25 protein-coding genes are annotated in these 23,057 nt (G+C 71.6%); 14 read left to right on the forward strand and 11 right to left on the reverse strand.

Features of this window, described 5'->3' with window-relative positions; translation table 11 throughout:
• Positions 1–15: 15 nt before the first annotated feature.
• The 3 genes from OHA73_RS00645 to OHA73_RS00655 all read right to left on the reverse strand — a co-directional run bounded on the left by OHA73_RS00645 (position 16) and on the right by OHA73_RS00655 (position 1,368).
• Entirely contained in the window at positions 16–300 is a 285-nt protein-coding gene (locus OHA73_RS00645) for a hypothetical protein (protein WP_327653777.1), read from the reverse strand.
• A gap of 112 nt (positions 301–412) precedes the next feature.
• Positions 413–883, reverse strand: coding sequence for an SsgA family sporulation/cell division regulator (locus tag OHA73_RS00650; RefSeq protein WP_327653778.1), 471 nt, complete (start codon positions 881–883; stop codon positions 413–415).
• 278 nt (positions 884–1,161) lie between these two features.
• Complete coding sequence (locus OHA73_RS00655; RefSeq protein ID WP_266718406.1) at positions 1,162–1,368, reverse strand: hypothetical protein; 207 nt, start codon at positions 1,366–1,368, stop codon at positions 1,162–1,164.
• A gap of 121 nt (positions 1,369–1,489) precedes the next feature.
• Between OHA73_RS00655 and OHA73_RS00660 the strand changes: the two genes are divergently transcribed.
• A complete protein-coding gene (locus OHA73_RS00660; protein WP_323179659.1) occupies positions 1,490–1,963 on the forward strand; it encodes a peroxiredoxin in 474 nt (157 codons plus the stop codon).
• Positions 1,964–2,039: 76 nt separating this feature from the next.
• Here the strand turns inward: OHA73_RS00660 and OHA73_RS00665 are convergent, their stop codons facing one another.
• The 3 genes from OHA73_RS00665 to OHA73_RS00675 are packed head-to-tail and all read right to left on the reverse strand — an operon-like array spanning position 2,040 to position 5,951.
• A complete protein-coding gene (locus OHA73_RS00665; protein WP_327653779.1) occupies positions 2,040–4,094 on the reverse strand; it encodes an iron ABC transporter permease in 2,055 nt (684 codons plus the stop codon).
• A 4-nt stretch (positions 4,095–4,098) separates the two neighbouring features.
• Positions 4,099–5,082, reverse strand: coding sequence for an ABC transporter substrate-binding protein (locus tag OHA73_RS00670; protein ID WP_266718402.1), 984 nt, complete (start codon positions 5,080–5,082; stop codon positions 4,099–4,101).
• On the reverse strand, positions 5,079–5,951 hold the full coding sequence (locus OHA73_RS00675; RefSeq protein ID WP_327653780.1) for an ABC transporter ATP-binding protein: 873 nt from the start codon (positions 5,949–5,951) through the stop codon (positions 5,079–5,081). The genes OHA73_RS00670 and OHA73_RS00675 overlap by 4 nt, the downstream gene beginning before the upstream one ends.
• Positions 5,952–6,095: 144 nt before the next feature.
• Here OHA73_RS00675 and OHA73_RS00680 point away from each other — a divergent pair, with 144 nt between their 5' ends.
• The 5 genes from OHA73_RS00680 to OHA73_RS00700 all read left to right on the forward strand — a co-directional run bounded on the left by OHA73_RS00680 (position 6,096) and on the right by OHA73_RS00700 (position 11,151).
• Complete coding sequence (locus tag OHA73_RS00680) at positions 6,096–6,653, forward strand: Dps family protein (protein ID WP_267072590.1); 558 nt, start codon at positions 6,096–6,098, stop codon at positions 6,651–6,653.
• Positions 6,654–6,784: 131 nt separating this feature from the next.
• Positions 6,785–6,964, forward strand: coding sequence for a hypothetical protein (locus OHA73_RS00685; protein ID WP_267072589.1), 180 nt, complete (start codon positions 6,785–6,787; stop codon positions 6,962–6,964).
• 124 nt (positions 6,965–7,088) lie between these two features.
• Entirely contained in the window at positions 7,089–7,577 is a 489-nt protein-coding gene (locus tag OHA73_RS00690) for an HPP family protein (RefSeq protein ID WP_266718395.1), read from the forward strand.
• Between the two features lie 214 nt (positions 7,578–7,791).
• Positions 7,792–9,426 (forward strand): ribosomal protection-like ABC-F family protein, encoded by a 1,635-nt coding sequence (gene abc-f, locus OHA73_RS00695; RefSeq protein ID WP_327653781.1) that lies wholly within the window; start codon positions 7,792–7,794, stop codon positions 9,424–9,426.
• An 81-nt stretch (positions 9,427–9,507) separates the two neighbouring features.
• Complete coding sequence (locus tag OHA73_RS00700) at positions 9,508–11,151, forward strand: ABC-F family ATP-binding cassette domain-containing protein (protein ID WP_327653782.1); 1,644 nt, start codon at positions 9,508–9,510, stop codon at positions 11,149–11,151.
• A 9-nt stretch (positions 11,152–11,160) separates the two neighbouring features.
• Here the strand turns inward: OHA73_RS00700 and OHA73_RS00705 are convergent, their stop codons facing one another.
• Entirely contained in the window at positions 11,161–11,895 is a 735-nt protein-coding gene (locus OHA73_RS00705) for a nitroreductase family protein (RefSeq protein ID WP_267072587.1), read from the reverse strand.
• 203 nt (positions 11,896–12,098) lie between these two features.
• Here OHA73_RS00705 and OHA73_RS00710 point away from each other — a divergent pair, with 203 nt between their 5' ends.
• From OHA73_RS00710 to OHA73_RS00720, 3 genes are all read left to right on the forward strand, one after another.
• Positions 12,099–12,428 (forward strand): hypothetical protein, encoded by a 330-nt coding sequence (locus OHA73_RS00710; RefSeq protein WP_267072586.1) that lies wholly within the window; start codon positions 12,099–12,101, stop codon positions 12,426–12,428.
• A 77-nt stretch (positions 12,429–12,505) separates the two neighbouring features.
• Positions 12,506–13,087, forward strand: coding sequence for a carbonic anhydrase (locus OHA73_RS00715; protein ID WP_327653783.1), 582 nt, complete (start codon positions 12,506–12,508; stop codon positions 13,085–13,087).
• A gap of 8 nt (positions 13,088–13,095) precedes the next feature.
• Entirely contained in the window at positions 13,096–14,577 is a 1,482-nt protein-coding gene (locus tag OHA73_RS00720) for a SulP family inorganic anion transporter (RefSeq protein WP_327653784.1), read from the forward strand.
• A gap of 64 nt (positions 14,578–14,641) precedes the next feature.
• On the opposite strand, the gene OHA73_RS00725 is transcribed toward OHA73_RS00720, so the two are convergent.
• From OHA73_RS00725 to OHA73_RS00735, 3 genes are all read right to left on the reverse strand, one after another.
• Complete coding sequence (locus OHA73_RS00725) at positions 14,642–15,049, reverse strand: RidA family protein (protein WP_266718384.1); 408 nt, start codon at positions 15,047–15,049, stop codon at positions 14,642–14,644.
• 59 nt (positions 15,050–15,108) lie between these two features.
• On the reverse strand, positions 15,109–16,446 hold the full coding sequence (locus OHA73_RS00730) for a lipase family protein (protein ID WP_327653785.1): 1,338 nt from the start codon (positions 16,444–16,446) through the stop codon (positions 15,109–15,111).
• 178 nt (positions 16,447–16,624) lie between these two features.
• On the reverse strand, positions 16,625–17,479 hold the full coding sequence (locus tag OHA73_RS00735; RefSeq protein ID WP_327653786.1) for a Cof-type HAD-IIB family hydrolase: 855 nt from the start codon (positions 17,477–17,479) through the stop codon (positions 16,625–16,627).
• A gap of 177 nt (positions 17,480–17,656) precedes the next feature.
• Between OHA73_RS00735 and OHA73_RS00740 the strand changes: the two genes are divergently transcribed.
• The 5 genes from OHA73_RS00740 to OHA73_RS00760 all read left to right on the forward strand — a co-directional run bounded on the left by OHA73_RS00740 (position 17,657) and on the right by OHA73_RS00760 (position 21,461).
• Positions 17,657–18,469, forward strand: coding sequence for an alpha/beta fold hydrolase (locus OHA73_RS00740; RefSeq protein ID WP_266718380.1), 813 nt, complete (start codon positions 17,657–17,659; stop codon positions 18,467–18,469).
• A gap of 6 nt (positions 18,470–18,475) precedes the next feature.
• Positions 18,476–19,246 carry an IclR family transcriptional regulator gene (locus OHA73_RS00745; RefSeq protein ID WP_266719200.1) on the forward strand — a complete coding sequence of 257 codons (771 nt, stop codon included), beginning with the start codon at positions 18,476–18,478 and terminating at the stop codon, positions 19,244–19,246.
• A gap of 93 nt (positions 19,247–19,339) precedes the next feature.
• Positions 19,340–20,353: an aromatic ring-hydroxylating dioxygenase subunit alpha gene (locus OHA73_RS00750; protein ID WP_266718378.1), complete on the forward strand. Its 1,014-nt coding sequence runs from the start codon at positions 19,340–19,342 to the stop codon at positions 20,351–20,353.
• Complete coding sequence (locus OHA73_RS00755; protein ID WP_266718376.1) at positions 20,350–20,520, forward strand: hypothetical protein; 171 nt, start codon at positions 20,350–20,352, stop codon at positions 20,518–20,520. The genes OHA73_RS00750 and OHA73_RS00755 overlap by 4 nt, the downstream gene beginning before the upstream one ends.
• Positions 20,517–21,461 carry a PDR/VanB family oxidoreductase gene (locus tag OHA73_RS00760; protein WP_327653787.1) on the forward strand — a complete coding sequence of 315 codons (945 nt, stop codon included), beginning with the start codon at positions 20,517–20,519 and terminating at the stop codon, positions 21,459–21,461. Before OHA73_RS00755 ends, OHA73_RS00760 begins: the two co-directional genes overlap by 4 nt.
• On the opposite strand, the gene OHA73_RS00765 is transcribed toward OHA73_RS00760, so the two are convergent.
• Positions 21,445–23,016 (reverse strand): MFS transporter, encoded by a 1,572-nt coding sequence (locus OHA73_RS00765; protein ID WP_327653788.1) that lies wholly within the window; start codon positions 23,014–23,016, stop codon positions 21,445–21,447. The two genes, OHA73_RS00760 and OHA73_RS00765, sit on opposite strands and share 17 nt — an antisense overlap.
• Between the last annotated feature and the right edge of the window lie 41 nt (positions 23,017–23,057).

Here is a 23,057-nt window from a genome sequence, read left to right on the forward strand (position 1 = left end):
GTGTCACGGCGGGACTCAGGCGGCGCACCCGCACTGGCCACAACACCCCAGCCAGCGGCGCAGGGTGGCGTGCACGGCGTCCGGGAGCGCGCTGAGCTGGTCGATCGCCTCCGTGTCGCCGGGCGAGGGCGCGATGCCCGACGCGGTGAGCACAGCGTTCAGTTCGAGGCGGCGCATGTCCTTCGGGTCGATCCGGGAGGGCAGGCGGTGCGCCGGGTTCGGCGGGGCCAGCAGCCAGTCGTCGGCCCAGTCGGTGGCGCAGATCTGCTCTCCGTCCAGCCCGGTCGTGATGGTGTGCATACCGGCCTCCTTCGTGGCGTACGCCGTTGTCTCGAAGGCAGAGAGCGACGGGGGCCGTGCGCCGGTTGCGGCCGGGGCCGAGGATCACACGAAGGGCTCAATGCGCGGGTTATCACGCATTCCCGGCCTCCCCGGGTCGGCCCCTCTCGTCGAGGAACAGTTCCAACTCCCGGTCCATCGCGCCCTGATCGGCCTCCGCCCCGAACGGGACGAGGGCGTGACTGCGCTCCAGATAAGTGAGCAGCGCCCGGTGCCCCATGACGAAGCGCGCCGGTTCGCCGGCGCGCGCGTCGCGGATCTCGATCTCCACGCCGAGGGGCTCGCCCTCCTGCGCCACGGGCCGCACCGTGACATCGCCGATACCGGCCGCGCCGGTGAGTCCCGCGGAGAGCAGATCGCGGGACAGCACCCAACTCCCGCCGCGCGCCGAGCCCTTGGGCACGACGATCCGGACGACCAAGGGGTCGTCCGCGCTGTACTGCAACTGGACCTCGCACGCGAGTCGCTCGCCGTCCGGGTAGGCGAGAACTCCCGTCGCCAGCGCCTCCAGGCGCCCATACGTGTGCCGTTCGTCAGGGCTCACCCTGACCCACCTCATCCCTGCTGTCGCACCTGTGCGGGAGCACTCATCACTCCTTGCCCCGCACCCGGCGGCACTGCCGGACACGTGGGTCGCCCGGCCCATCACCGCTCCCGCCGGACTGTGCTGTCGCCCGACAAGGGCGACATACCAAACCTTAGGCCAAGGGACATACAACCCGTGGCATATGCGCGAATGACCAGGCGGCCTTCACAACCAGTTCGACGTGAGAGGTAGACACCGCAGGAACGTTCGATCACACCGCTCCCCCGCGGCGTCGATCAGACGTCGTCCTCCGCACAGGGCAGGTGGGTGTCACCGTCCGACCAGTGGTTGATCCAGCCACAAGCGCCGCACGCATAGCGTCCGTTGATGCCTGCCACCACGGTTCCGCAGCCACCGCACTGCTTCTCGGTGACCTGCTGCCCGGAGAGGAAGGCGGCAGCGGCCACTGCCGTCTCCACGTTCTGGTCATGCGACACGTCCATGAGCCGCCCCTACCCAGCTTCCACCGGCTCAACATCCCTGGGGCACATTCTGTTCGGTACGACTTACTGTCCGGTATACGTGAACGGCACACGCGTCCACTGTCGAGCCCTGGGAGGCCCCATGCCCACGTCCGCCCGGATCCAAGCCGGATCCGTCGTCGAGGACTTCACCCTGCCCGACGAGACGGGGGCGCCCACTTCGCTGTCGTCCCTGCTCTCCGACGGGCCGGTCGTGCTCTTCTTCTACCCGGCCGCACTCACCCCCGGCTGCACCGCGGAGGCCTGCCACTTCCGGGACCTGGCGGCGGAGTTCGCGGCGGTCGGCGCGCGCCCCGTGGGGATCAGCTCCGACGCCGTCGAACGCCAGCGGGAGTTCACGCAACGGCACACGCTCGGGTTTCCGCTGCTGTCCGACCCGGAGGGCGAGGTGCGCGGCCGGTTCGGGGTGGCGCGCGGCTTCGGCCCGTTGCCGACCAAGCGCGCCACGTTCGTCATCGGCACCGACCGGCAGGTCCTCGAGGTGGTCCGCAGCGAGTTCAGGATGAGCGCGCACGCAGACCGGGCTCTCGAAGTGTTGCGTACGAAGGCGGGTTGAGGAGCTGTCCTCGCCAGGGCTCGTCGTCGAACTCCCGTCGTCCTACGAAGAGCAGACGGGAGTTCGACGACAGGTCCTAACGCCGCCCGCGGACCAGCAGGTACACGAAGTACGGCGTGCCGACGACGGCCGTCATCAGGCCCGCGCCCAGCTGCGCCGGGGCGATCACGGAGCGACCCAGCAGGTCCGCGACGCAGACCAGGGCCGCGCCCAGAAGCATCGCGACGGGCACGACGCGCACATGCCTGCGCCCCACCAGGGCGCGGGCCGCGTGCGGCGCGACGAGGCCCACGAAGCCGATCGTGCCCGCGGCGGCGACGGCCGTGGCGCTGAGCAGCACGCTGAGCACCAGGAAGCCGAGGCGGCCGCGCGCGAGGTCGAGGCCGAGGAGGCGGGGCGTGTCCGCGTCGAGGGAGACGAGGTCGAGCTCCTTGCGCCGGGCGACCGCGATGACGGCGCCGACGACGAGCACGGCCGCGACCGGCAGGACATCCGGGAGGCTGCGCCCGTACGTCGAACCGGACAGCCACACCAGGGCCTTGGTCGCGCTGAACCGGTCGGTGAGCACGATCAGGAGACTGATCAGGGCCGCCGTCCCCGACGCCGTGCCGATGCCGATCAGGACGAGCCGGCTCTGCTGGAACCCGCCCTTGGCCGCGAGACCGAAGACGACCGCGGAGGTGATGCCCGCGCCCACGAACGCCGCCGCGGCGATGGACCACGAACCGGCGCCGGGCACCGTGGTGACCAGCAGGACCGCACCGAGCGCCGCGCCGCCGGAGACGCCGAGGACGCCGGGTTCCGCGAGCGGGTTGCGGGTCACGGACTGCACGAGGGTGCCGGACAGGGCGAGCGCCGCGCCGGCGCACAGCGCGGCCAGGACGCGCGGCACCCGGGTGTCGAGGACGAACGTGATGGCCTGACCGGCCTGCCCGCCCGCCCAGTTGACGACGTCGCCGAGCAGCAGGGTGCTGTCGCCGAGGAGCACGCCCGCGACGGCCGTGCCGACCAGCACCGCCGCCAGGCCGACCACGGTGACCGCGAACACCCTGCGGCTCGGGATGCGCAGCCGGTCCGGGGGCGCGGCGGCCTCCCCGTCCCGCAGCCGCAGCGCCATCACGACCAGGAACACCGCGCCGACGACGCTGGTGACCACGCCCGTCGGCACGGTGACCGCCACCTGGGCGGAGGTCACGGCGCGCAGCAGCAGGTCCGAGCCGAGCACGAGCGCGGCGCCGACGAGGCCCGCGACGGGGATGCGCACCCGGTGCCGTACGAGCGAACGCACGCGGCGGGCCACCGGCCTGACCAGCGCCGGGGCGCACAGGCCCACGAAACCGATCGGTCCGGCCAGGGTGACGGCGGCCGCCGAGAGGAGCGCGGCGAGCACGACGGCGGTGACGCGGGTGCCGCGCACCGGGATGCCGAGGCCGCGCGCCGCGTCGTCCCCGAGCGCAAGACCGTCGACGCGGCGGGCGAGCAGCACCAGGCCGATGAGCGCGACGATCACGAGGGGCGCCATGCGGACCACGCCCGCGAAACCGTTCTGGGCGATGCTGCCCTGGTTCCACTGGTAGAGGCCCTCGGTCTGTTCCGGGAAGAGCAGGATCAGCGACTCGGTGACGGCGTTGAGGCCGAGGGCGAGGGCGCTGCCCGCGAGGACCAGGCGGACGGTGGTGGCGCCGCGTCCGGCGAGGCCGAGCACGACGGCGGCCGCGGCGAGTCCGCCGACGAGGGCGACCGCGGAGGACGCGAACACGGAGACGGTCGCGCCGGTGGCCGCGAGCACGCCGAGCGCGAGGTACGAACCGGCGTTGACGGCGAGGGTGTCGGGCGAGGCGAGCACGTTGCGGCTCACCGCCTGCAGGACGGCGCCGGCCGCGCCGAGCGCCACGCCGACGAGCAGTCCGGCCACCATGCGCGGCAGCCGGGAGGCGACGACGACGGAGGCGTCGCCCGCCTCGGCCTGCCCGGTGAGGGCCTGCCACACCTGGCGCGCGCCGACGTCGGCCGTGCCGTAGGTGATGTCGACGACGGCGAGCACGGCGACGAGCAGCACGAGCCCGGCCGTCACCCCGACGGCGCCGAAGGACGGCGCCGTCAGAGTGCGGGGAGGTGAGGTGACGGCCACGTGCCTACTTCTTCGTCAGGGCGGCGACGACGCCGTCGATGTAGTGCTCCATCGACTTCGGCCCGCCGAACAGCCAGGTGCCGTCGGCCAGTCGGTGCACGTCGCCGGCCTTCACGAAGGGCAGCGAGGTCCACACGGAGTTGTCGGCGAGGTCCTTGGTGAAGACGTCGGAGCCGCCGGCCTTCTTGTTGCCGATGTACGTGAACCGCACGTCGTCGCCGAGTCCGGTGAGGCCCTCGACGTCGGTGGTGGCCAGGCCGTAGTCCTTGTCGCCCTTGACCTTCCAGGCGTTCTTCAGGCCGAGGTCCTCGTTGACGGAGCCGAGCAGCGAGGTGCTGGTGAAGGCGCGCACGGAGACCTGGTTGGAGGCGGAGTAGCCGTCGGCGGTGGCGATCCTCGAGCCGTCGGCGCCCGCGTCCTTGAGCGCCTTCTTGCCCTCGGCGAGCTTCGACTCGTACGCCTTCTTGGCGGCCTTGGCCTCGTCCTCCTTGCCGGTGGCCTTCGCGATGGTGTCGAGGGTCTCGAACATCGTGCCGACCTGGTCGGCGCCGTCGGCCGACTTGACCGTGAGCACCGGGGCGATCTTCTTCATCTGCTTGATCGCGGACGCCGACAGGTCGTTCGTGGCGATGATGAGGTCCGGGGTGAGGCCCGCGATGCTGTCCATGCTGGGCTCGCCCCGAGTGCCGACGTCCTTGGGCGAGTTGGTGAGCGGCGCGGCGGTGTCCCACGCCTTGTAGCCCTTGACGTCGGCGACACCGGCCGGGTCGACGCCGAGCGTGACGAGGGACTCGACGACGTTCCACTCGGTGCCGACGATCTTGGTGGCCGGACCGTCCAGGCTCACCTTGGAGCCGTCTCCACCGGTCACGGTGATCTTCTCGGACTTGGCGTCGGAGCCGGTCTTGGCAGGCTCGGAGGTGCCACAGGCGGAGAGGACGAGGGCCGCTGCGGCGGCCGATGCGGCGACGATCAGGGGGCGTCTCATGAGGTGCTCTGGAGCCTTTCGCTTCTGCTGTGGTGACGGCCTATCGCGCGGGTGCGCAGCCGTCCGGTGAAGGGGTCGGTGTCGACATCGACGCGGATGCCGTACGTCTCGGTGAGGCGCTCGGAGCGCAGTACGTCCCCGGGGGCGCCGTCGGCGATGACGCGGCCGTCGCTGAGCAGCGCGATCCGGTCGGCGACGGCGGCGGCCTGGTCGAGGTCGTGCAGGACGACGCCGACGGCGATGCCGCCGTCGTCCGCCAGGTCCCGCATGAGGTCGAGGAGTTCGATCTGGTAGCGCAGGTCGAGGTAGGTGGTCGGCTCGTCGAGGAGGAGCACGCCGGTCTGCTGGGCGAGGCAGCTCGCCAGCCACACGCGCTGCAACTGCCCGCCGGAGAGCTGGTCGACGCCCCGGTCCGCGAGTGTCTCGACCCCGGTCATCGCGAGGACCTGCGCGACGACCTCGGCGCCGTCGGCGTCGGCCTGCCCCCACCGTCCGCGGTAGGGGTAGCGGCCGAACTCGACGACGTCGCGCACGGTGAGCCCGCCCGGCGTGGGCCGGCTCTGCGTCAACAGGGCGACGCGGCGGGCGAACTGGCGGGCGGTGAGGTCGAAGCCGTCGGCGGCATCGGATGTTCCCGCGTCGAGGCTCAGCGTGCCGTGCCGGGGCTTCTGAAGCCGTGCGATGGTCCGCAACAGCGTGGACTTGCCGCTGCCGTTGGGACCGACGAGGGCGGTCACTTCGCCAGGCTTGAGGACGAGGGCCGCGTCATGCACGACGTCGACTCCGTCATACGACACGGTCACATGCTCGGCCGACAGTTCGTGACCGCGCGGACGAGAGGCGCTACCTGCGCGTTCACCAGATCTCACGTTCTGAAGGTTAGCCTAACCTTACCCCTCGGGGAACCCCGGGTGTCGCCTCCCCGATCCGGGCCGATCATGAATGGATCTCGCATACGGGGTAGTCGGACAGCGCAGCTCATTCAGCCCGAAGTCCGAAGGGAGACACGCACCATGGCTCTGCGGAGCAACCCGAAGTACACCGTCCCCGGCCTCGACGTGACCGAGGCGGGCGAGCTCATCGACATCCTGCAGCTGCGCCTGCACGCGCTCAACGATCTGCACCTCACGCTCAAGCACATCCACTGGAACGTCGTCGGACCGCACTTCATCGCCGTGCACGAGATGGTCGACCCGCAGGTCGACAAGGTCCGCGCGATGGCGGACGAGGTGGCGGAGCGCGCCGCGGCGCTCGGCGGCGTCAGCCACGGCACACCCGGCGTGCTCGTCGCCGCGCGGACCTGGGAGGACTACAGCGTCGGCCGGGCGGACGCGATCGCCCATCTCGGCGCCCTCGACATCGTCTACACCGGCCTCCTCGAGGACGTCCGCAAGGCGGTCGAGCAGACCGGCAGGATCGACCTGGCCACCCAGGACCTGCTGATCGGACAGCTGCGCGAGCTCGAGAAGTTCCAGTGGTTCGTCCGCGCCCACCTCGAGACGGCGGGCGGCGCCCTGCGCACCGGTGACGCCGACACCGAGACGGAGGCGGCACACCAGGCCGTACGGTGAGGCCCACGAGCCCGAACGTGTGACTGCGCCCCGCCGGTGCACCCCGCGCACCACCGCGTGTGCCTACCGTAGGAGTTCGTCAATTGTTGAGTCGACGCGGCACAGCGCCGCGTCGACCGTGAGGAGCTCTCATGTCCGACGATCCCATGTCCGACGAAGAGCCGCAGCGCACACGGAAGTTGGGCGTCGAGATGCGGCAGGTGTCGCTGGATGACGGCAGCGTGATGACGATCGTGTGCGACGCGGGCCTGTCCGAGGCGGATGTGCGCTCGCGCGCCACACGGATCGCCGAGGACAACCGGCGGCAGTAGCGGGCCCGCCGCTTTCTTGAGCAGCGGGCCCGCCGCCTTCTTGCCTCAGAGGCAAGCAAAATGCCAGGGCTTCAACATTCTGTTTATGATCACCGGGCCCCCGCTTCCCCTGCCCGGAGATCGCATGTCCACGCCCCCGTCCGCCGTCCCCCGCCCCCATCCGCTGCACGCCCTGCGGGCGACCGTCTTCGCGATCGGCGCCCTGCTGGTGCTCGTCGGCGTCGGCGTGCTGCTGCGGCAGCCGCTCCTGATACCCCCGCTCGCCGCGAGCGCCGCCCTGGTGCACGGCGCGCCCGGACTGCCGATCTCGCAGCCGCGCAATCTCGTCGGGGGCCAGCTGATCTCCGCCGCCATCGGGTTCGGGACGCTCGCGGTGACGGGGAGCAACGGATGGGGCGCGGCCGTCGCCGCCGGGCTCTCGCTGGGGGCGATGATGCTCACGCACCTCTCCCACTCCCCCGCGGCCGCCACCTCGGTGATCGTCGTGCTGCAGGCCCCGCACCCCGTCCCCTTTCTCTCCCTCCTCGCGCTCGGCACCGCGCTGCTGGTCCTGATCGGACTGCTGCCGGGCCGGATCGGCGGACACCCCGTCCGCTACCCATTGAGCTGGTGACCGGGCGTCCGTAGCTGTTAGTGTTCTTGGACCTTTCGCCTCTTGAGGGGAACGAACATGGCGGTGGACGACGACATCTCCGGGTGAATACCCGGCTCTGACAGGCCAGTGGCCGGTGCGCTGACGCACCGCCTCGGTGGCCTCACAGTCGTCCCCCTTTCCTGTTCCGGGCAGCCGTATCGGCCTGCCCGTCTCCCACGCGAGGTCTGCTTCCGTGTCCGACGCTTCCGTCGTCTGCTCGAACCTGTCCTTCTCCTGGCCCGACGACACCCCGGTGTTCGACGGCCTGTCCTTCTCCGTGCCGTCCGGCCGCACCGGGCTCGTGGCCCCGAACGGCGCGGGCAAGAGCACCCTCCTCAAGCTGATCGCCGGTGAGCTGCGGCCCACCGGCGGCTCGGTGACCGTGCACGGTGTGCTCGGCCATCTCCCCCAGAACCTGCCGCTGGCCGGCTCGCTCACCGTGGCCCAGGTGCTCGGTGTCGCCGAGATCGTCCGGGCCCTGGACTCCGTCGAGTCGGGGGATGTGAGCGAGGAGCACTTCACCGTCATCGGCGACGACTGGGACATCGAGGAGCGCACCCGCGCCGAACTCGACTCCCTCGGCCTCGGCGCCCTCGATCTCGACCGGCGCCTCGACACGCTCAGCGGCGGGCAGATCGTCTCCCTGGGCCTGGCCGCCCAACTGCTGCGCCGGCCGGATGTGCTGCTCCTCGACGAGCCGACCAACAACCTCGACCTCGACGCCCGCCGCCACCTCTACGACGTGCTGGAGCGCTGGAACGGCTGCCTGCTGCTCGTCAGCCACGACCGTGCGCTCCTGGACCGGATGGAGCGGATCGCCGAACTGCACCACGGCGAACTGCGCTGGTACGGGGGCAACTTCACCGCGTACGAGGAGGCGGTGGGCGCGGAGCAGGACGTCGCCGAGAAGAACGTCCGCAACGCCGAGCAGGAGGTGAAGCGGGAGAAGCGGGAGATGCAGCAGGCCCGCGAGCGTGCCGAGCGCCGCGCGAGCAACGCCGCGCGCAACCTGAAGAGCGCCGGACTGCCCAAGATCTTCGCCGGGACCATGAAGCGCGGCGCCCAGGAGTCCGCGGGCCGGGCCGGTCAGACGCACGCGGCCCGCGTCGGCGACGCGAAGGCGCGCCTCGACGAGGCGGAGCGCGCCGTGCGCGACGATCCGCGCCTGGTCCTCGATCTGCCCGACACCAAGGTGCCCGCGGGCCGCACCCTCGTCCTCGCCGAGCACGCACAGGTCCTCCGGGGCGAGCAGGACCTGTTCGCCGCCGGGGGCGTCGACTTCTCGGTGCGGGGGCCTGAGCGCATCGCTCTGATGGGTCCCAACGGAGCGGGGAAGACCACCCTGTTGCGGCTCGTGAGCGGCGATCTCCGGCCGAGCGGCGGCAGCGTGAAGCGGGCCGACGGCCGGATCGCCTATCTGTCGCAGCGTCTGGACCTGCTCGACCCCGAGCGCACCGTCGCGGAGAACTTCGCCGCGTTCGCGCCGGGGCGCCCCGAGGCGGAGCGGATGAATCTGCTGGCCCGGTTCCTGTTCCGCGGCCCGCGCGCCCAGCTGCCGGTCGGGGTGCTCTCCGGTGGGGAGCTGCTGCGGGCCACCCTGGCCTGCGTGCTGTGCGCGGAGCCGGCCCCGCAGCTGCTGCTCCTCGACGAGCCGACGAACAACCTCGACCTGGTCGGCGTCGGCCAGCTGGAGAGCGCGCTCGCCTCCTACCAGGGCGCGTTCATCGTGGTAAGCCACGACGAGCGGTTCCTTGCCCGGATCGGAGTGGAGCGCGGACTGCGGCTCGCGGGCGGCGAGCTGACCGAGGTGGGGGCGCCCGAGATGTGACCCGTCGGCGTGACGACATGGCCCGTCCCGAGGCATACGCCCGACGGGCCCCAAGGGCTCACGTCGAACGGAACACACCTCATGCCCCAACCCGCCCTCATCGCCCACGACCTGACCCGCACCCTCGGCACCCGCCGCGTCCTCGACGGTGTGTCGCTCACCGCCGCTCCCGGTCGCCGCATCGGCCTGATCGGCGAGAACGGGGTCGGCAAGTCGACCCTGCTGCGCCTTCTCGCCGGCGACGACACCCCCGACTCGGGCAGCGTCGTCCGGCCGCCCGACCTCGGCTTCCTCGAGCAGGAGGCGCCGTACGACGTCACGACGACGATCACGGACGTGCTGGACGACGCGCTGCGCGAGACCCGGGCCGAACTCGCCGAGCTCGACCGGCTCGGCGATCAGCTCGCCAGGACTCCGGAGGACTCCGACACCTACGCCGAACTGCTCGACACCTATGGGCAGTTGCTCGAGCGCGCCCGGGAGCACGAGGCATGGGAAGCGGACCGGCGCGCCGAGATCACCCTCGCCGGTCTCGGCCTCGGGACGTTCGCGCACACCCGCACCCTGGGTTCGCTCTCCGGCGGCCAGCGCGGACGGCTCGCCCTGGCCGCGCTGCTCGTACGCCGTCCCACCGCGCTGCTGCTCGACGAGCCGACGAACCATCTCGACGACGACGCCGCGCTGTTCGTCGAGGAACAGGTGCGGGCGCTGCCCGGCGTGGTCGTCCTCGCCAGCCACGACCGGGCGTTCCTCGACGCCGTCTGCACGGACCTCGTCGACCTCGATCCGGCGGTGGACGGCCCCGTGCGGTTCGGCGGCAACTACAGCGCCTACCGCGCGGAGAAGCGGGCCGAGCGGGAGCGGTGGGAGCGGCGATTCGCCGAGGAGCAGGAGGAGTTGGCAGCGCTGCGGCACTCGGCCGGTGTCTCGGCGCGCCGCGTCGCCCCCGACCGCGGGCCGCGCGACAACGAGAAGATGGGCTACGGCAAGCGCGCCAACCGGGTGCAGAGCCAGATCTCGCGCCGGGTCCGCAATGCCACCCGCCGCCTCGAGGAACTGGAGCGCACGCAGGTCGCCGCGCCCCCGCCGCCGCTGCGCTTCCGGCCCGACCGCCTCGCCGACATGTCCGCCGAAGACATGTCGGTCGAGGACATCGACGCACCGCTCGTGTCCCTGCGGGCGGTCGAGGTCCCCGGGCGGCTGACCCTGGACCTGCTCGACGTGACACCCGAGGACCGCCTGCTGGTCACCGGCGCCAACGGCACAGGAAAGTCGACCCTGTTGGCGGTCCTCGCCGGGCAGTTGACGGCGCGGGGCGGCACACATCGACGCCCGGGCCTGTCGGTGGGGCTGCTCGCGCAGGACTCCGTGTTCGCGCGGCCCGAGCGCACCGCCCGGGACACGTACGCGCAGGAACTCGGGTTCGCGCAGGCCGAGACGAGGCCGCTGGCCGGGCTCGGGCTGCTGCGCACGGCCGACCTCGACCAGCCCGTGGGCCAGCTGTCGGTCGGCCAGCGGCGCCGGCTCGCGCTCGCGCTGCTCGTGGCGAACCCGCCGGAGCTGCTGCTGCTCGACGAGCCGACGAACCATCTGTCCCCCACGCTGTGCGACGAGTTGGAGGACGCGCTGGGCGCGGGCCCCGGCGCCATCGTCGTCGCCTGCCACGACCGCTGGCTGCGCGAGCGCTGGAAGGGCCGCGAGATCCGGCTCTCCCGCGAGGGGTGAGCGCGCGACCTACCAGCGGTTCCGGTGCAGCACCTCCTCGACCGGCCTGCGGCGCACCGGGCCGAAGCGGCCGAGCGGCCATCCGACCGGGATGGCCGCGAACGTCCGCATGTCGTCGGGGATGCCGAGCGCGGCCTTCCACTCGTCCTCCAGCATCAGGTGCCAGATGGTGATGTTGGCGGCGAGACCGAGGCCGCGCGCGGCGAGCAGCAGGTTCTGTACGCCGGGGTAGACGCAGGAGCCCTCCGCGAGTGCGGCGAAGCGCTCCTGCGTGCTCGCCAGCGCGGCGGCCGCCGTGGGGCCGAGCGCGGTGACCGAGGCCTGCAGGCCCTCCTCGTCGACGCGGGACGGCGGGAACTGGTAGCAGGGGATGACGAGCGCCGGTGTCTCGGCGAAGTGGTCGCGCTGGTACTCGATGGCTGCGACCATGCGCCCGTACGCCGCTTCGTCCATGCCCTCGGGCGCGTGCTTGCCGGTGGTCGCCAGATAGGCGTCCACACAACGTGTCCACAAAGGTGCCAGTTCCGCCATAACTGCCGGGTCGGTGACCACGACGTACTCGTAGCGCTGCATATTGCCGCCACTGGGCCCCCACACGGCTGCCTGAATCAGCCTTTCCAGCAGCTCGTCGGAAATTGGTTCCGGGCGCAGCCGGCGCATGGCGCGCATCGTGGCCATGGTGCCGAACAGGCTTGCGTCGTCGGCGATTTGGGGTGTCTCGGTGTCTGTGGTGACTTGATTCATGATCGCGAGTCTAGGGGTGTCATTCACGCCAAAACACCCCCATCTTTCGCCCATCCTTCGAGCCGAAACACTCAGTTAACCCACGAGCCACCTTTGCAGAGTTAACCTGGCTCTTGACCAGCAGTTGACCGTACGTTGGCGATCTCTTGGTGAGAGATGCGCGAGGGGGGAACATGTCCCGAGGTGGGAGGAAGCGCACGACGATGGCCTTTGTCATCGCCCTGCTGCTGTCGCTTCCCCTGCTCGCGTCCGGACATTCGTTCGCGTCCGCACATACCTCGGTCGCGACGCCCGCCGACACGAAGGCCTGTCACGGCGACGGGACGGAGCCCCAGGGGCCCGCCGAAGCGGTCCGCACCCGCGACCGTCATCGCACGGCGTCGGGCTCGAGCCAACTGCCCTGCCCCTGCGCCGAGTCACCCGTGCCGGACGTCACCTCCGCGTCGGCGACCGCGCCGCACGCCTCGTACGCCCGCCCGGACAGATCCATCGACGAGCTGACAGCGGCGTCCCTTCAGATCTTCCGCTGCTGATTCCCGACAGTTGCCGTTCCCACCTGTCCTGCCCGTCCGACGCGCCCCTGCCGGCGCGCCAGGAGGAATCACCACACATGCAGCCCCTCATCGACAACGCCCGCACGTTTGGCCAGCGCCCTGAGGAGTTCGCCAGTCACGCCGACGGCCAGTCCCCGCAGGTCCTCTTCATCACCTGCTCCGACTCTCGCGTCGTGCCGGCCCTGATCACGGGCGCGCGCCCCGGTGAGCTCTTCGAGCTCCGCACCGCGGGCAACATCGTGCCCCCGTACGCCGGCGGCACCCCCTGCGGGGAGACCGCCACCATCGAATACGCCGTGGAAGTCCTCGGCGTCCAGGACATCGTCGTGTGCGGGCACTCGCACTGCGGGGCGGTCGGCGCGCTGGTGCGCGGCGACGACCTCGAGGCCGTGCCCGCCGTCCGGGACTGGCTCGCGCACGCCGCGGACGAGCCCGGAGGCTGCGACCCGGCCGACGTCACGGTCTCCTCGGCCGTCCAACAGCACGTCCTCGCCCAGCTGCTGCGGCTGCGCTCCTACCCGTGTGTGGAGCGCCGGCTCGCCGACGGCCGCCTCACGCTGCGCGGCTGGTACTACGAGGTGCACACCGGCGGCGTCCGCGACCACCGTGTCGACACCGACACGTTCGAGACTCTGTGAGCGCCACCATGACTGAAACCACCCCCCACACCCCAACCCCCAAGTTCCCGCATCTCAAGGCGGACTTCACCGCCTCGCTCGTCGTGTTCCTCGTGGCACTTCCGCTGTGCGTCGGCGTGGCCGTCGCCTCCGGTGTGCCCGCGGAACTCGGCCTGATCACCGGCATCGTCGGCGGCATCGTCACCGGCCTGATGCGCGGCAGCAGTCTCCAAGTGTCGGGCCCGGCAGCCGGGTTGACCGTCCTCGTGTACGAAGCGGTGCAGGAGTTCGGCCTTCCGATACTCGGTGTCATCGTCCTGGCGACCGGCGTGCTCCAGATCGCCATGGGCGCTCTGAAGGTGGGCCGGTACTTCCGGGCCATCTCGGTCTCGGTCGTCGAGGGCATGCTCGCGGGCATCGGCCTGGTCCTGATCGCGGGCCAGATGTACTCGGTCCTCGACGCCAAGGCCCCGGAGTCGGGGCTCGGCAAGATAGCCGGGCTGCCGGAAGCCTTCATCGACACGCTCGGCAGCACCCGGGCTCTGGCCTCGCTCGCCCTCGGCGCCGGTACCGTCCTGATCCTGGTGTTCTGGAAGTACATGCCGCGCAAGGCGCGCGTCGTTCCGGGACCGCTCGCCGCGGTGGGCCTGGCGATGCTGGCGGCGTTCGTGTTCAACGCGCCCGTCGCCATGGTCGAGGTCAACGGCCTGATCGGTTCGATCCAGCCGCCGCCCCTCGGCTCGTTCGGCGAGCTCGCCACCGTCGGTGTGCTCGGCACGATCGTGGCGTTCACCCTGATCGCGTCCGCCGAGTCACTGTTCAGCGCGGCCGCCGTGGACCGGATGCACGACGGTCCGCGCACCCAGTACGACAAGGAACTGCTCGCGCAGGGCGCGGGCAACGCGGTGTGCGGCGTGCTCGGCGCGCTGCCGATGACCGCGGTGATCGTGCGCAGCTCGGCCAATGTGCAGGCGGGCGCCAAGACGAAGGCGTCGCGGGTCATGCACGGCGTCTGGCTGCTGCTGTTCGCGGCGCTGCTGCCGGCGCTGCTCGCCTACATCCCGATCCCGGCCCTCGCGGGCGTGCTGGTGCACGCCGGGGCGAAGCTGGTGCCCGTACGGGCCCTGGTGAAGCTCTGGCGCGACCATCGCGGTGAGGCGCTGATCCTGGTCGTCACCGCGGTGTCGATCGTGGCGATCAGCATGTTCGAGGGCGTGCTCATCGGCCTCGCCCTGTCGGTCATCAAGACCGCCTGGGACGCCTCGCACGTCAAGCTGGAGGTCATAGACAAGGGAGCGGGCCCGATCCAGGCACACCTGACGGGTAACGCGACCTTCCTGAAGCTGCCGAAGATCCTCGACAGCCTGGAGGCGCTCCCGCAGGACCGTCCGGTCGAACTGAACCTGAGCGGGGTCCACCACCTGGACCACGCGTGCCGCACGGCTCTGGAGAACTGGGCCGAACGGCACAGCTCCGCGGAGACGGAGCCGGTGAAGGTCACCTCGGCCTGATCCAATTCAGACGCATCGGCCCCGACTCCCGTGTTCCGCACGGGAGTCGGGGCCTTCGCGTGTCTCAGTCGACCACCGCGGCGACCGCCTCGACCTCGACGAGCTGGTCGGCGTAGCCGAGCACGGTGACACCCATCAAGGTGCTGGGTACGTCGTGGTCGCCCAAGGCGTCACGCACCACTTCCCAGGCCTTGACCAGGTCCTCCTGCCGCGTCGACGCGACGAGGACGCGGGTGCTGATGACGTCCTCGAGACCGGCGCCGGCCGCGTCGAGGGCGAGGCGCATGTTCGCGACACACTGGGCCGCCTGACCGGCGAAGTCGCCGACCGCGACGGTCGAGCCGTCCTTGTCCAACGGGCAGGAACCCGCGAGGAAGACGAGCCGCGCCTCGGCCGGCGCGGTGGCCGCGTAGGCGTACTCCGCGACATCGGAGAGGGCGTCGGAGCGGATCAGGGTGACGGCACGGGGCACGGGGTTCCCTTCGGACGGGTGCGGTGGTCGTCATCGTGCCACGGCACCCGCCCGTACGGTCAGCGCTGCGCGGGGAGTTCGCCACAGGTGGACGTGGCCGGCTCTCCCGAGAGGCGGTCGGTGAGCCAGTTGATGGCCGGTCCCTGGTCGGTGAGCAGCGGGGCGAAGTGGTTGATCAGGGCGCGGCCGACGTCCGGGATGTTCACCGCCTTGTACGTGACCTGGGCACCGCGGCCGCACCAGTCGACGGCCAACTGGCGTGCCTGGCCGTGCGGGACGAGGTTGTCGCTCACACCCGTGGCGACGCGCACCGGGCTCTGCGGCTCGATGGTGCCGATGCGCTGCTGGGCGAGGAACTCCTGGAGGCGCGGTTCGGCCTTGATGATGTCCTCGAGGCTCTCGCCGTCCTTCGTCCAGGTCGAACTCTTCTGGGACGAGTAGCCGAGGATGGCGTCGCCGACGCACGCCGTGGAGAGGTCCTTCAGGGCGGCCCGACCCTTGTCGTTCAGGTGCTTGTCGGCGATCGCCCGAAGCTCCGGGTCGGACTGCAGGAACCCGTTGAGCGACCAGCCGAGCGCCCCGACGAGGTCGGTGCCGTCGATGGCCTTGGTCGTCTCGGTCAGGTCGGCCGGCGGCGCCCCCGCGTACGTTCCGGAGAGCGTGACATCCGGTGCGTAGGTCGGCTGGAGTTCGGCGGCAGCGGCGGTGGCGCCGCCGCCCTGGCTGTAGCCGAAGAGACCGACCCGCGAACCGCTGGTGACGGTGGCGTCCTTGAGGGCGCGGGCGGCCCGCACGGCGTCGAGCACCGCGTGGGCCTCGTCCTGCCGGTTCACATAGGTGTGCAGGCGGTCGGTGGCGCCCAGGCCGATGTAGTCGGTGACGACGACGGCGACGCCCTTGGCGAGGAGCCGGTAGATCGCCAGGTCCTCGTAACCGGCCACCAGCGTCTGCCCGTTGAACACGATCGGGTGCTCGAGCCCCATCGACGCGGCGCACTGGTCGCCCTGCCCCTGCGTGCCGGGGGCGAGCGCGACGAGCGGACGAGGCCCGGAGCCGCGCCACTTGGCGCTGGGCTCGATGTACGCGCCCGTGGACGCCGCGGGCTTCCCGTTGGAGTCGGTGGTCTTGTACATGATGCGGGTCGCCTTGCCGGGCAGCGGTCCGTGCAGGCCGGGCAGGCTGAGGGCGAGCGGGAGGCCCTCGCTGCGCATCAACGTTCCGTTGGCGGCGGGCAGTTCGGCCGGCGGGTTGTAGAAGGCAGGGATCGTGACACCGCGCGAGACGGTGTCGCCGGAGGCGTCCGATCCGGTGGCCGCCGCGGCGGGCACGGCCTGGGCGCCGACACACGCGGCGACGGTGACGGCAGCGGCCAGCAGGCGGGTGGGAGCGGTGGGCATGGCGAACCTCCGGTCTACGGGCGGGGGTCGACCCCCCGCCTGGCGGCTGTCGGCCGGAACATCGGGCAGGCCGACGGCGCGTTCGGAGCGGTCGTCCCACCGCCACCACACGCCTTGCCGGACGCTATCCAGAACACCGTTACCGCGAGTAGCACCGGGAAGGTTACGGTTCAGTAACTTACGGCTGCACCGCGAGCCCGAGGAGGTCGCTCACCGTGCGGACGACACCGTTCTCGGTGTTGGCCGGGGCGCGCAGCCGGGCGCGGTCGAGGACGTCGGGGTGGGCGTTGGCCATGGCGTAGGACCAGTCGGCGGTGTCCAGCATCTCCAGGTCGTTGCGGTAGTCGCCGAACACCACGGTCTGCGCGGGCGTGACGCCCAGGGCGTCCTGGAGCCTGCGGACGGCGGCGCCCTTGTTCGCGGCCGGGTTCATGACGTCGATCCAGTGCCGGCTGGAGACGACGACCTGGTGCGAGTCGGTGAGCGGGGCGAGGAGCGGGGCGGTGGTGTCCTGCGCGTTGCCGAAGTCGAAGAGCGCGACCTTGACGAACTCGTCCTCGACGGCGGTGGCGTCGGCGACGATCTCGTGGGCGGCGTAGTACTTGCGGACCTGCTCCATGAACGCCTCGTCGGAGCGCTCCACGTAGGCGGACCGCTTCCCGCAGACGACGACGCCCGCGTCGGCCCCGCCCTCGTCGACGAGAGCGCGCACCGCCTTGACGATCCACTCGACGACGGCCGGCTCCAGCGGATCGGAGCTGATCTCGGCGCCGCCGCGCACGACGTAGGCGCCGTTCTCCGCGACGTAGACCATGCCGCCGTCGTCCACGGCGTCGAACTGGGCGGCGAGCGTGGCGTACTGCCGGCCGCTGGCGGGGCAGAAGGCGATGCCTCGGCGGTTCATTTCGGCCAAGAGCGGCCAGAGGGAATCCGGGATCTTCCCGTCGCCGTCCAGGAGCGTGCCGTCCATGTCGGTGACGACCAGGCGGATGTCGGGCGGGGTGGCGGCGGTCGCCTGGTGCTGGGTGTTCACGGTGGTTCCTGGTTCGGTGGTGCGGGCTGCGGGCCACGGGGCGAGGACGCAGCACCACCAGTCTAGAAGGGCCGTCCCGGCCGCTCTGACCGGCCAACACTCTTGATCATGCCCACGCCCGCGCCGTACGGTTCCGGCACTCACCCCGCGCGGGTCCGACCCAACCTGGAGCACTCCATGCCCCGATTCACGCAGGACGGCACCGTTTTGCGGTACGACGACCTCGGTCCCGCGGACGGTGTCGCGATCGTGCTGATCCACGGGCATCCGTTCAACCGGACCCTGTGGGCCACTCAGGCCGACGCGCTCACGGCGGCCGGGTACCGGGTGCTCCTGCCCGATCTGCGCGGGTACGGCGAGAGCGATGTCACTCCGGGGCAGGTGCTGCTCTCGCGCTTCGCGGACGACGTCGTCGCGCTCCTGGACGAGCTGGACATCGACACCGCCGTGGTCGGTGGTGTGTCCATGGGCGGCCAGATCGCCATGGAGTTCCACCTGCGGCACCCGGACCGCACCCGCGCGCTCGTCCTGTCCGACACCTCGGCGCCGCCCGAGACCCCCGAGGGCAAGGTCCACCGCAACCGGCTCGCGGTGCGGCTGCTCGCCGAGGGCATGAGCGCGTACGCGGACGAGGTCATCGACAAGATGCTCGCGCGGTACAACGTGGCCGCGCTGCCGGAGGTCGCCGCGCATGTCCTCGGCATGATGCAGGTCACCGACCCGCGCGGGGCCGCGGCGGCGCTGCGCGGGCGGGCCGAGCGCCCCGACTACCGCGACAGCCTCGCGGCGGCCCGGGTTCCCGCGCTCGTCGTGGTCGGCGCGGACGACGCGTACACGCCGGTCCCGGACTCCGAGGAGATCGTGAAGCTGGTGCCGGACTCGCTGCTGCGGGTGATCGACGGGGCCGGGCATCTGCCGGGCGTCGAGCAGCCCGAGCTGTTCAACTCCGTACTCCTGGACTTCCTCCGCGACCGCTGTCCGACCGGGTAGGGCGGGATCGTGACCCGCTCCGCGAGCGACCGGCTGCTCGACGCGCTCGGCGCCTTCGACCAGGACCACCCGTCGCTCACACTGACCCAGCTCGCGCATCGCGCCGAGCTTCCGCTGCCCACCGCGCACCGGCTCGTCGGCGCGCTCTCCCGCTGGGGCGCCCTGGAGCGCGACGAGGCGGGGAACTACCACGTGGGCCTGCGCCTGTGGGAGATCGCGGCGCTCGCCCCGCGCGGCCTCGGCCTGCGTCAGGCGGCCCTGCCGTTCCTCGAGGACCTGTACGAGGCCACGCACGAGAACGTGCACCTCGCGGTGCGCGACGGCCTGGAGGTCGTCTACATCGAGCGCCTGTCGGGCCGCTCGGCGGTGGGCGTGCACTCACGGGTCGGCGCGCGCTGGCCGCTGCACGCGACGGGCGTGGGTCTGGTGCTGCTCGCGCACGGCGACCTCGACCTCCAGGACCGCTACCCGCAGGGCGGGCTCGACCCGTTCACCCCCTACACCGTCACCGATCCGGTCCGGCTGCGCCGGATGCTGGCCGAAGTGCGGCGCAGCGGCGTCGCGGTGAGCGACCGTCAGATCACCGACGACGCACTGTCGGTGGCGGCTCCGGTGCGCGGGCCGCGCGGGGATGTCGTCGCCGCGGTCTCCGTCGTCGTACCGGTCGAGGGCGCGCGGACACCTGCGCTGATTCCGGCGGTGCAGCTGGCCGGGCGGGGCATTTCGCGCGCTCTGGGCTGGCAACCCGCCTCGACCGCACCCCCGGCTTCCGTCTGACGGAAGTGGCGTTGTGGGGCTGTGGTCCAGGTCACCAGGGTGGTCGGTGACGCGCGGCGACGGTGCCGCGCGGTGACTGGAGGGACACCCGTCATGACCGCCTACTCGGCCTTCGCCCGTAACCAGTGGTACGTCGCCGCGTGGTCGAAGGAGGTCGGCCGGGAGCTGCTCGGCCGCACGATCCTCGGTGAGCCGATCGCCTTCTACCGCACCGAGGCCGGGGAGCCGGTCGCGCTCGCGGACCGCTGTGTGCACCGCCGCTACCCGCTGTCGGCGAGCGGGCTCGACGGGGACCGGGTGGTGTGCGGGTACCACGGGTTCACCTACGACACGACGGGCACCTGCGTGTTCGTGCCGGGGCAGAAGCGGGTGCCGCGGACCGCGCGGGTGAGCTCGTACCCGGTCGCCGAGGTCGACGGGATGGTGTGGGTGTGGGTCGGTGACCCGGAGCAGGCCGACAAGGGTGTGATCCCGCGCGCCCCGCACCTGGTCGCGGACGGTTTCGTGACCGTGGAGGGCATGGAGCCGATCGACGCGGACTTCATGCTCCTGGTCGACAACCTCATGGACCTCTCCCACGAGACGTATCTGCACGGCGGTTACATCGGGACGCCCGAGGTCGCCGAGACACCCATCGCCACGGAGGTCGACGAGGAGTCCGGGATCGTGCGGGTGTCGCGGCACATGAAGGACGCCGAGTGCCCGCCGTTCTACGCCCGTTCCACCGGCATCGAGGGCCGCATCGACCGGCGCCAGGACATCGAGTACCACGCACCGTGCCTGTATCTGCTGCACAGCACGATCAGCCCGTCGGGGCAGGAGACCCCCGCGTTCCGCACGGAGATCACGTACGCGATCACCCCGTCCTCGCCCGGCAAGGTGTACGACTTCTGGGCGGTGTCGAGGAACTTCGCGACCGAGGACGCCGAAGTCACCACGTTCCTGCGGGACTTCAACCACAAGGTCGTCATGCAGGACGTGGACGCGCTCAATCTGCTGCAGCGCACCCTGGACACCGAGCCGGAGGGCTACCAGGAGCTCAGCATCAACATCGACACGGGCGGCCTGGCCGCGCGCCGCATCCTCGGGAAGCTGGCCGCCGGATGAACCGGCCCGTGTACCGCATCGAATGGCTCCCCGGCACCGACATCCTCGACGGCCACTGCTACTGCGGTGAGCGGCACACGAGCGAGGACCCGGTCGCCATGTGGGAGTGGATGCTCGCCCACCCGGACCACCCGCAGGCCTCCGACCAGAAGGACCGCACCCCGTGAGCGACCCGCTCGTCCCCCTCGACACGTACGACCTCGTCGTCGCCGAACGCCGCCAGGAGGCCGAAGGCGTCGTCTCCCTGCTCCTGCGCCGCCCGGACGGCGCGCCGCTGCCCGCGTGGGAGGCAGGCGCCCACATCGACCTGATCCTCTCCGAGGCCGCGGGCCTCGAACGGCAGTACTCGCTGTGCGGCGGGGACGCGCACTCCTGGCGGATCGCGGTGCTGCACGAGCGGGACGGGCGGGGCGGCTCGGCGCATGTGCACGGCGAGCTTCAGGAAGGCGCGGCGGTACGTGCCCGTGGGCCGCGCAACCACTTCCGGCTCGAACCGGCACCCGCCTACCGGTTCGTCGCGGGCGGCATCGGCATCACGCCGATCCTGCCGATGCTGGCCGCGGCGGCCGACCGGGGCGCGCAGTGGTCCCTGCATTACGGGGGCCGCTCCCGCGCGACGATGGCGTTCGCCGAGGAGTTGGCCGCACGGCACCCCGGCGGGCGGATCGAGCTCGTCGAGGGCCTGCTGGACCTCCCCGCGGTCCTCGCGGACCGGCGGCCCGGTGAACTCGTCTACGCCTGCGGCCCCGAGCCGCTGCTCGCCGCCGTCGAGGAGCTGGTGCCGGCCGAGGCGCTGCGCACGGAGCGGTTCACCCCGACGGCGACCGACACCAGCGGCGACACGGCCTTCGAGGTCGAACTCGCCTCTTGCGGCCGGACGTTGAAGGTCCCGGCGGACCGGACGATCCTCGCCACGCTGCAGGAGGCCGGGATCCAGGTGCTGTACTCCTGCACCGAGGGCACGTGCGGCACCTGCGAGACGGACGTGCTCGCCGGGGAGGTCGACCACCGCGACAGCGTGCTCACGGCCGCCGAGCGGGACGCGAACGAGACGATGATGGTGTGTGTCTCACGGGCGAAGGGCGAGCGGCTCACGCTCGATCTGTGACCGCCTCGTCCGTGACCGCCTCATCCGTGGCGGCCTCGGAGTCGGCCCCCGGCCGCGTCGCGTGTTCCGCGCGGCGCAGCAGCGTGGCCGCCACCAGGCCGCCAGTCAACACGGCGGCCGCGCCCACGAGTTGACCGGTCTCCAGGGCGGAGCCAAACGCCCGCGTCACCGTGTGGCGTTCGGCCGCCGAGTCGGTCGCGGCGAGGGCGGCGGGCAGTGAGGCCGCGGCCACCGGTACGAGCGCGGAGAACCGGGCGCTGAGCACGGCGCCCAGGACGGCGACGCCGAGGCCGCTGCCGAACTCGGTGACCGTGCCCTGGATGCCGGCGCCCGCGCCCGCCTTCTCTCGGGGGATCGAGCCCATCACGGCGACGGCCATCGCCGGGTTGGCGAACGCGCAGCCGACACCCATGAGGACGAGCCCGACGAGCAGGCCCCCGTACCCGTCCACGACCCGGCCGGCGAGGGCGACCGCGGCGAGTCCGCTCGCGAGCAGCGTCATGCCGACGGCCACGGACCCCGGAATGCCGAGCCGCTTGCTCAACCGGGCCGACAGGCCGGAGAAGTTGAGCAGCACGACGGTGAGCGCGAACGGGGCCGTGCGCAGCCCGGCCTCCAACGGACCGTAGCCCAGGACGAATTGGAGCTGCTGCGTGAGCAGGAAGAGCGCTCCCCCGCTGCCGAAGGTGATCAGCACGGCGCCGATCACGGCACCGGTGAACGTCCGGTTACGGAAGAAGCTCATGTCCAGCATCGGGTCGGTGACCCGCCGCTCCCACAGCACGAACCCGGTCAGCGCGCACCCTCCGAGTCCCGCGCCCGCGAGCACGTACGGGGAGGACCAGCCGTGGTCCGGGCCCGAAACGACGGCGTAGACGAGGGAGCCCATCGCGATCGTCGACAGGAGCGCGCCGAGCACGTCGGGGCGGTGGCTCTGCTCGGCCCTGCTCTCCGGCACGAGAACGCTCACGGCGCACAGGCCGAGCAGCACGACGGGCACGTTGACGATGAAGAGCGAGCCCCACCAGAAGTGCGCGAGGAGGACGCCGCCGACCAGCGGTCCCGCCGCGAAGCCGAGGGCGTTGACAGCGGCCCAGACGCCGATGGCGCGGACACGTTCGTCGTCGTCGAAAACCTGGACGGCCACCGCGAGGGTGGTGGTCAGCAGGAGTGCGCCGCCCACGCCCATCCCGGCGCGCGCGGCGATCAACTGGCCGGTGGTGTGGGAGAGCGCGGCGGCGAGCGAGCCCGCACCGAACAGCACGAGACCGGTCAGGAGCAGCTTCTTGCGGCCGTAGCGGTCGGCGGCGGCCCCGGCCGCGAGCAGCAGTCCCGCCTGCACCAGCACGTACGCGTTGATGATCCACTGGACGTCGGCGGTGTCTGCGCCGAGGTCGTCGGTGAGCGTGGGGACGGCGACGTTGAGGATCGTGTTGTCGAGGATGACGACGAGTTGGGCGAGGCAGATCACGCCGAGGATGAGCCAGCGGCGCGGGTCCCTCGGCCGGGCGGGCGTGGGTGCGGTCGGCTGTTCGGCGGCGGGCGTCGCCGTCATGCGGGCTCCTTGTAGGCAGGCGGAGAACACGGGGACCACCC

The sequence above is a fragment of the Streptomyces sp. NBC_00483 genome, assembly GCF_036013745.1.
Taxonomy (GTDB): Bacteria; Actinomycetota; Actinomycetes; order Streptomycetales; family Streptomycetaceae; genus Streptomyces.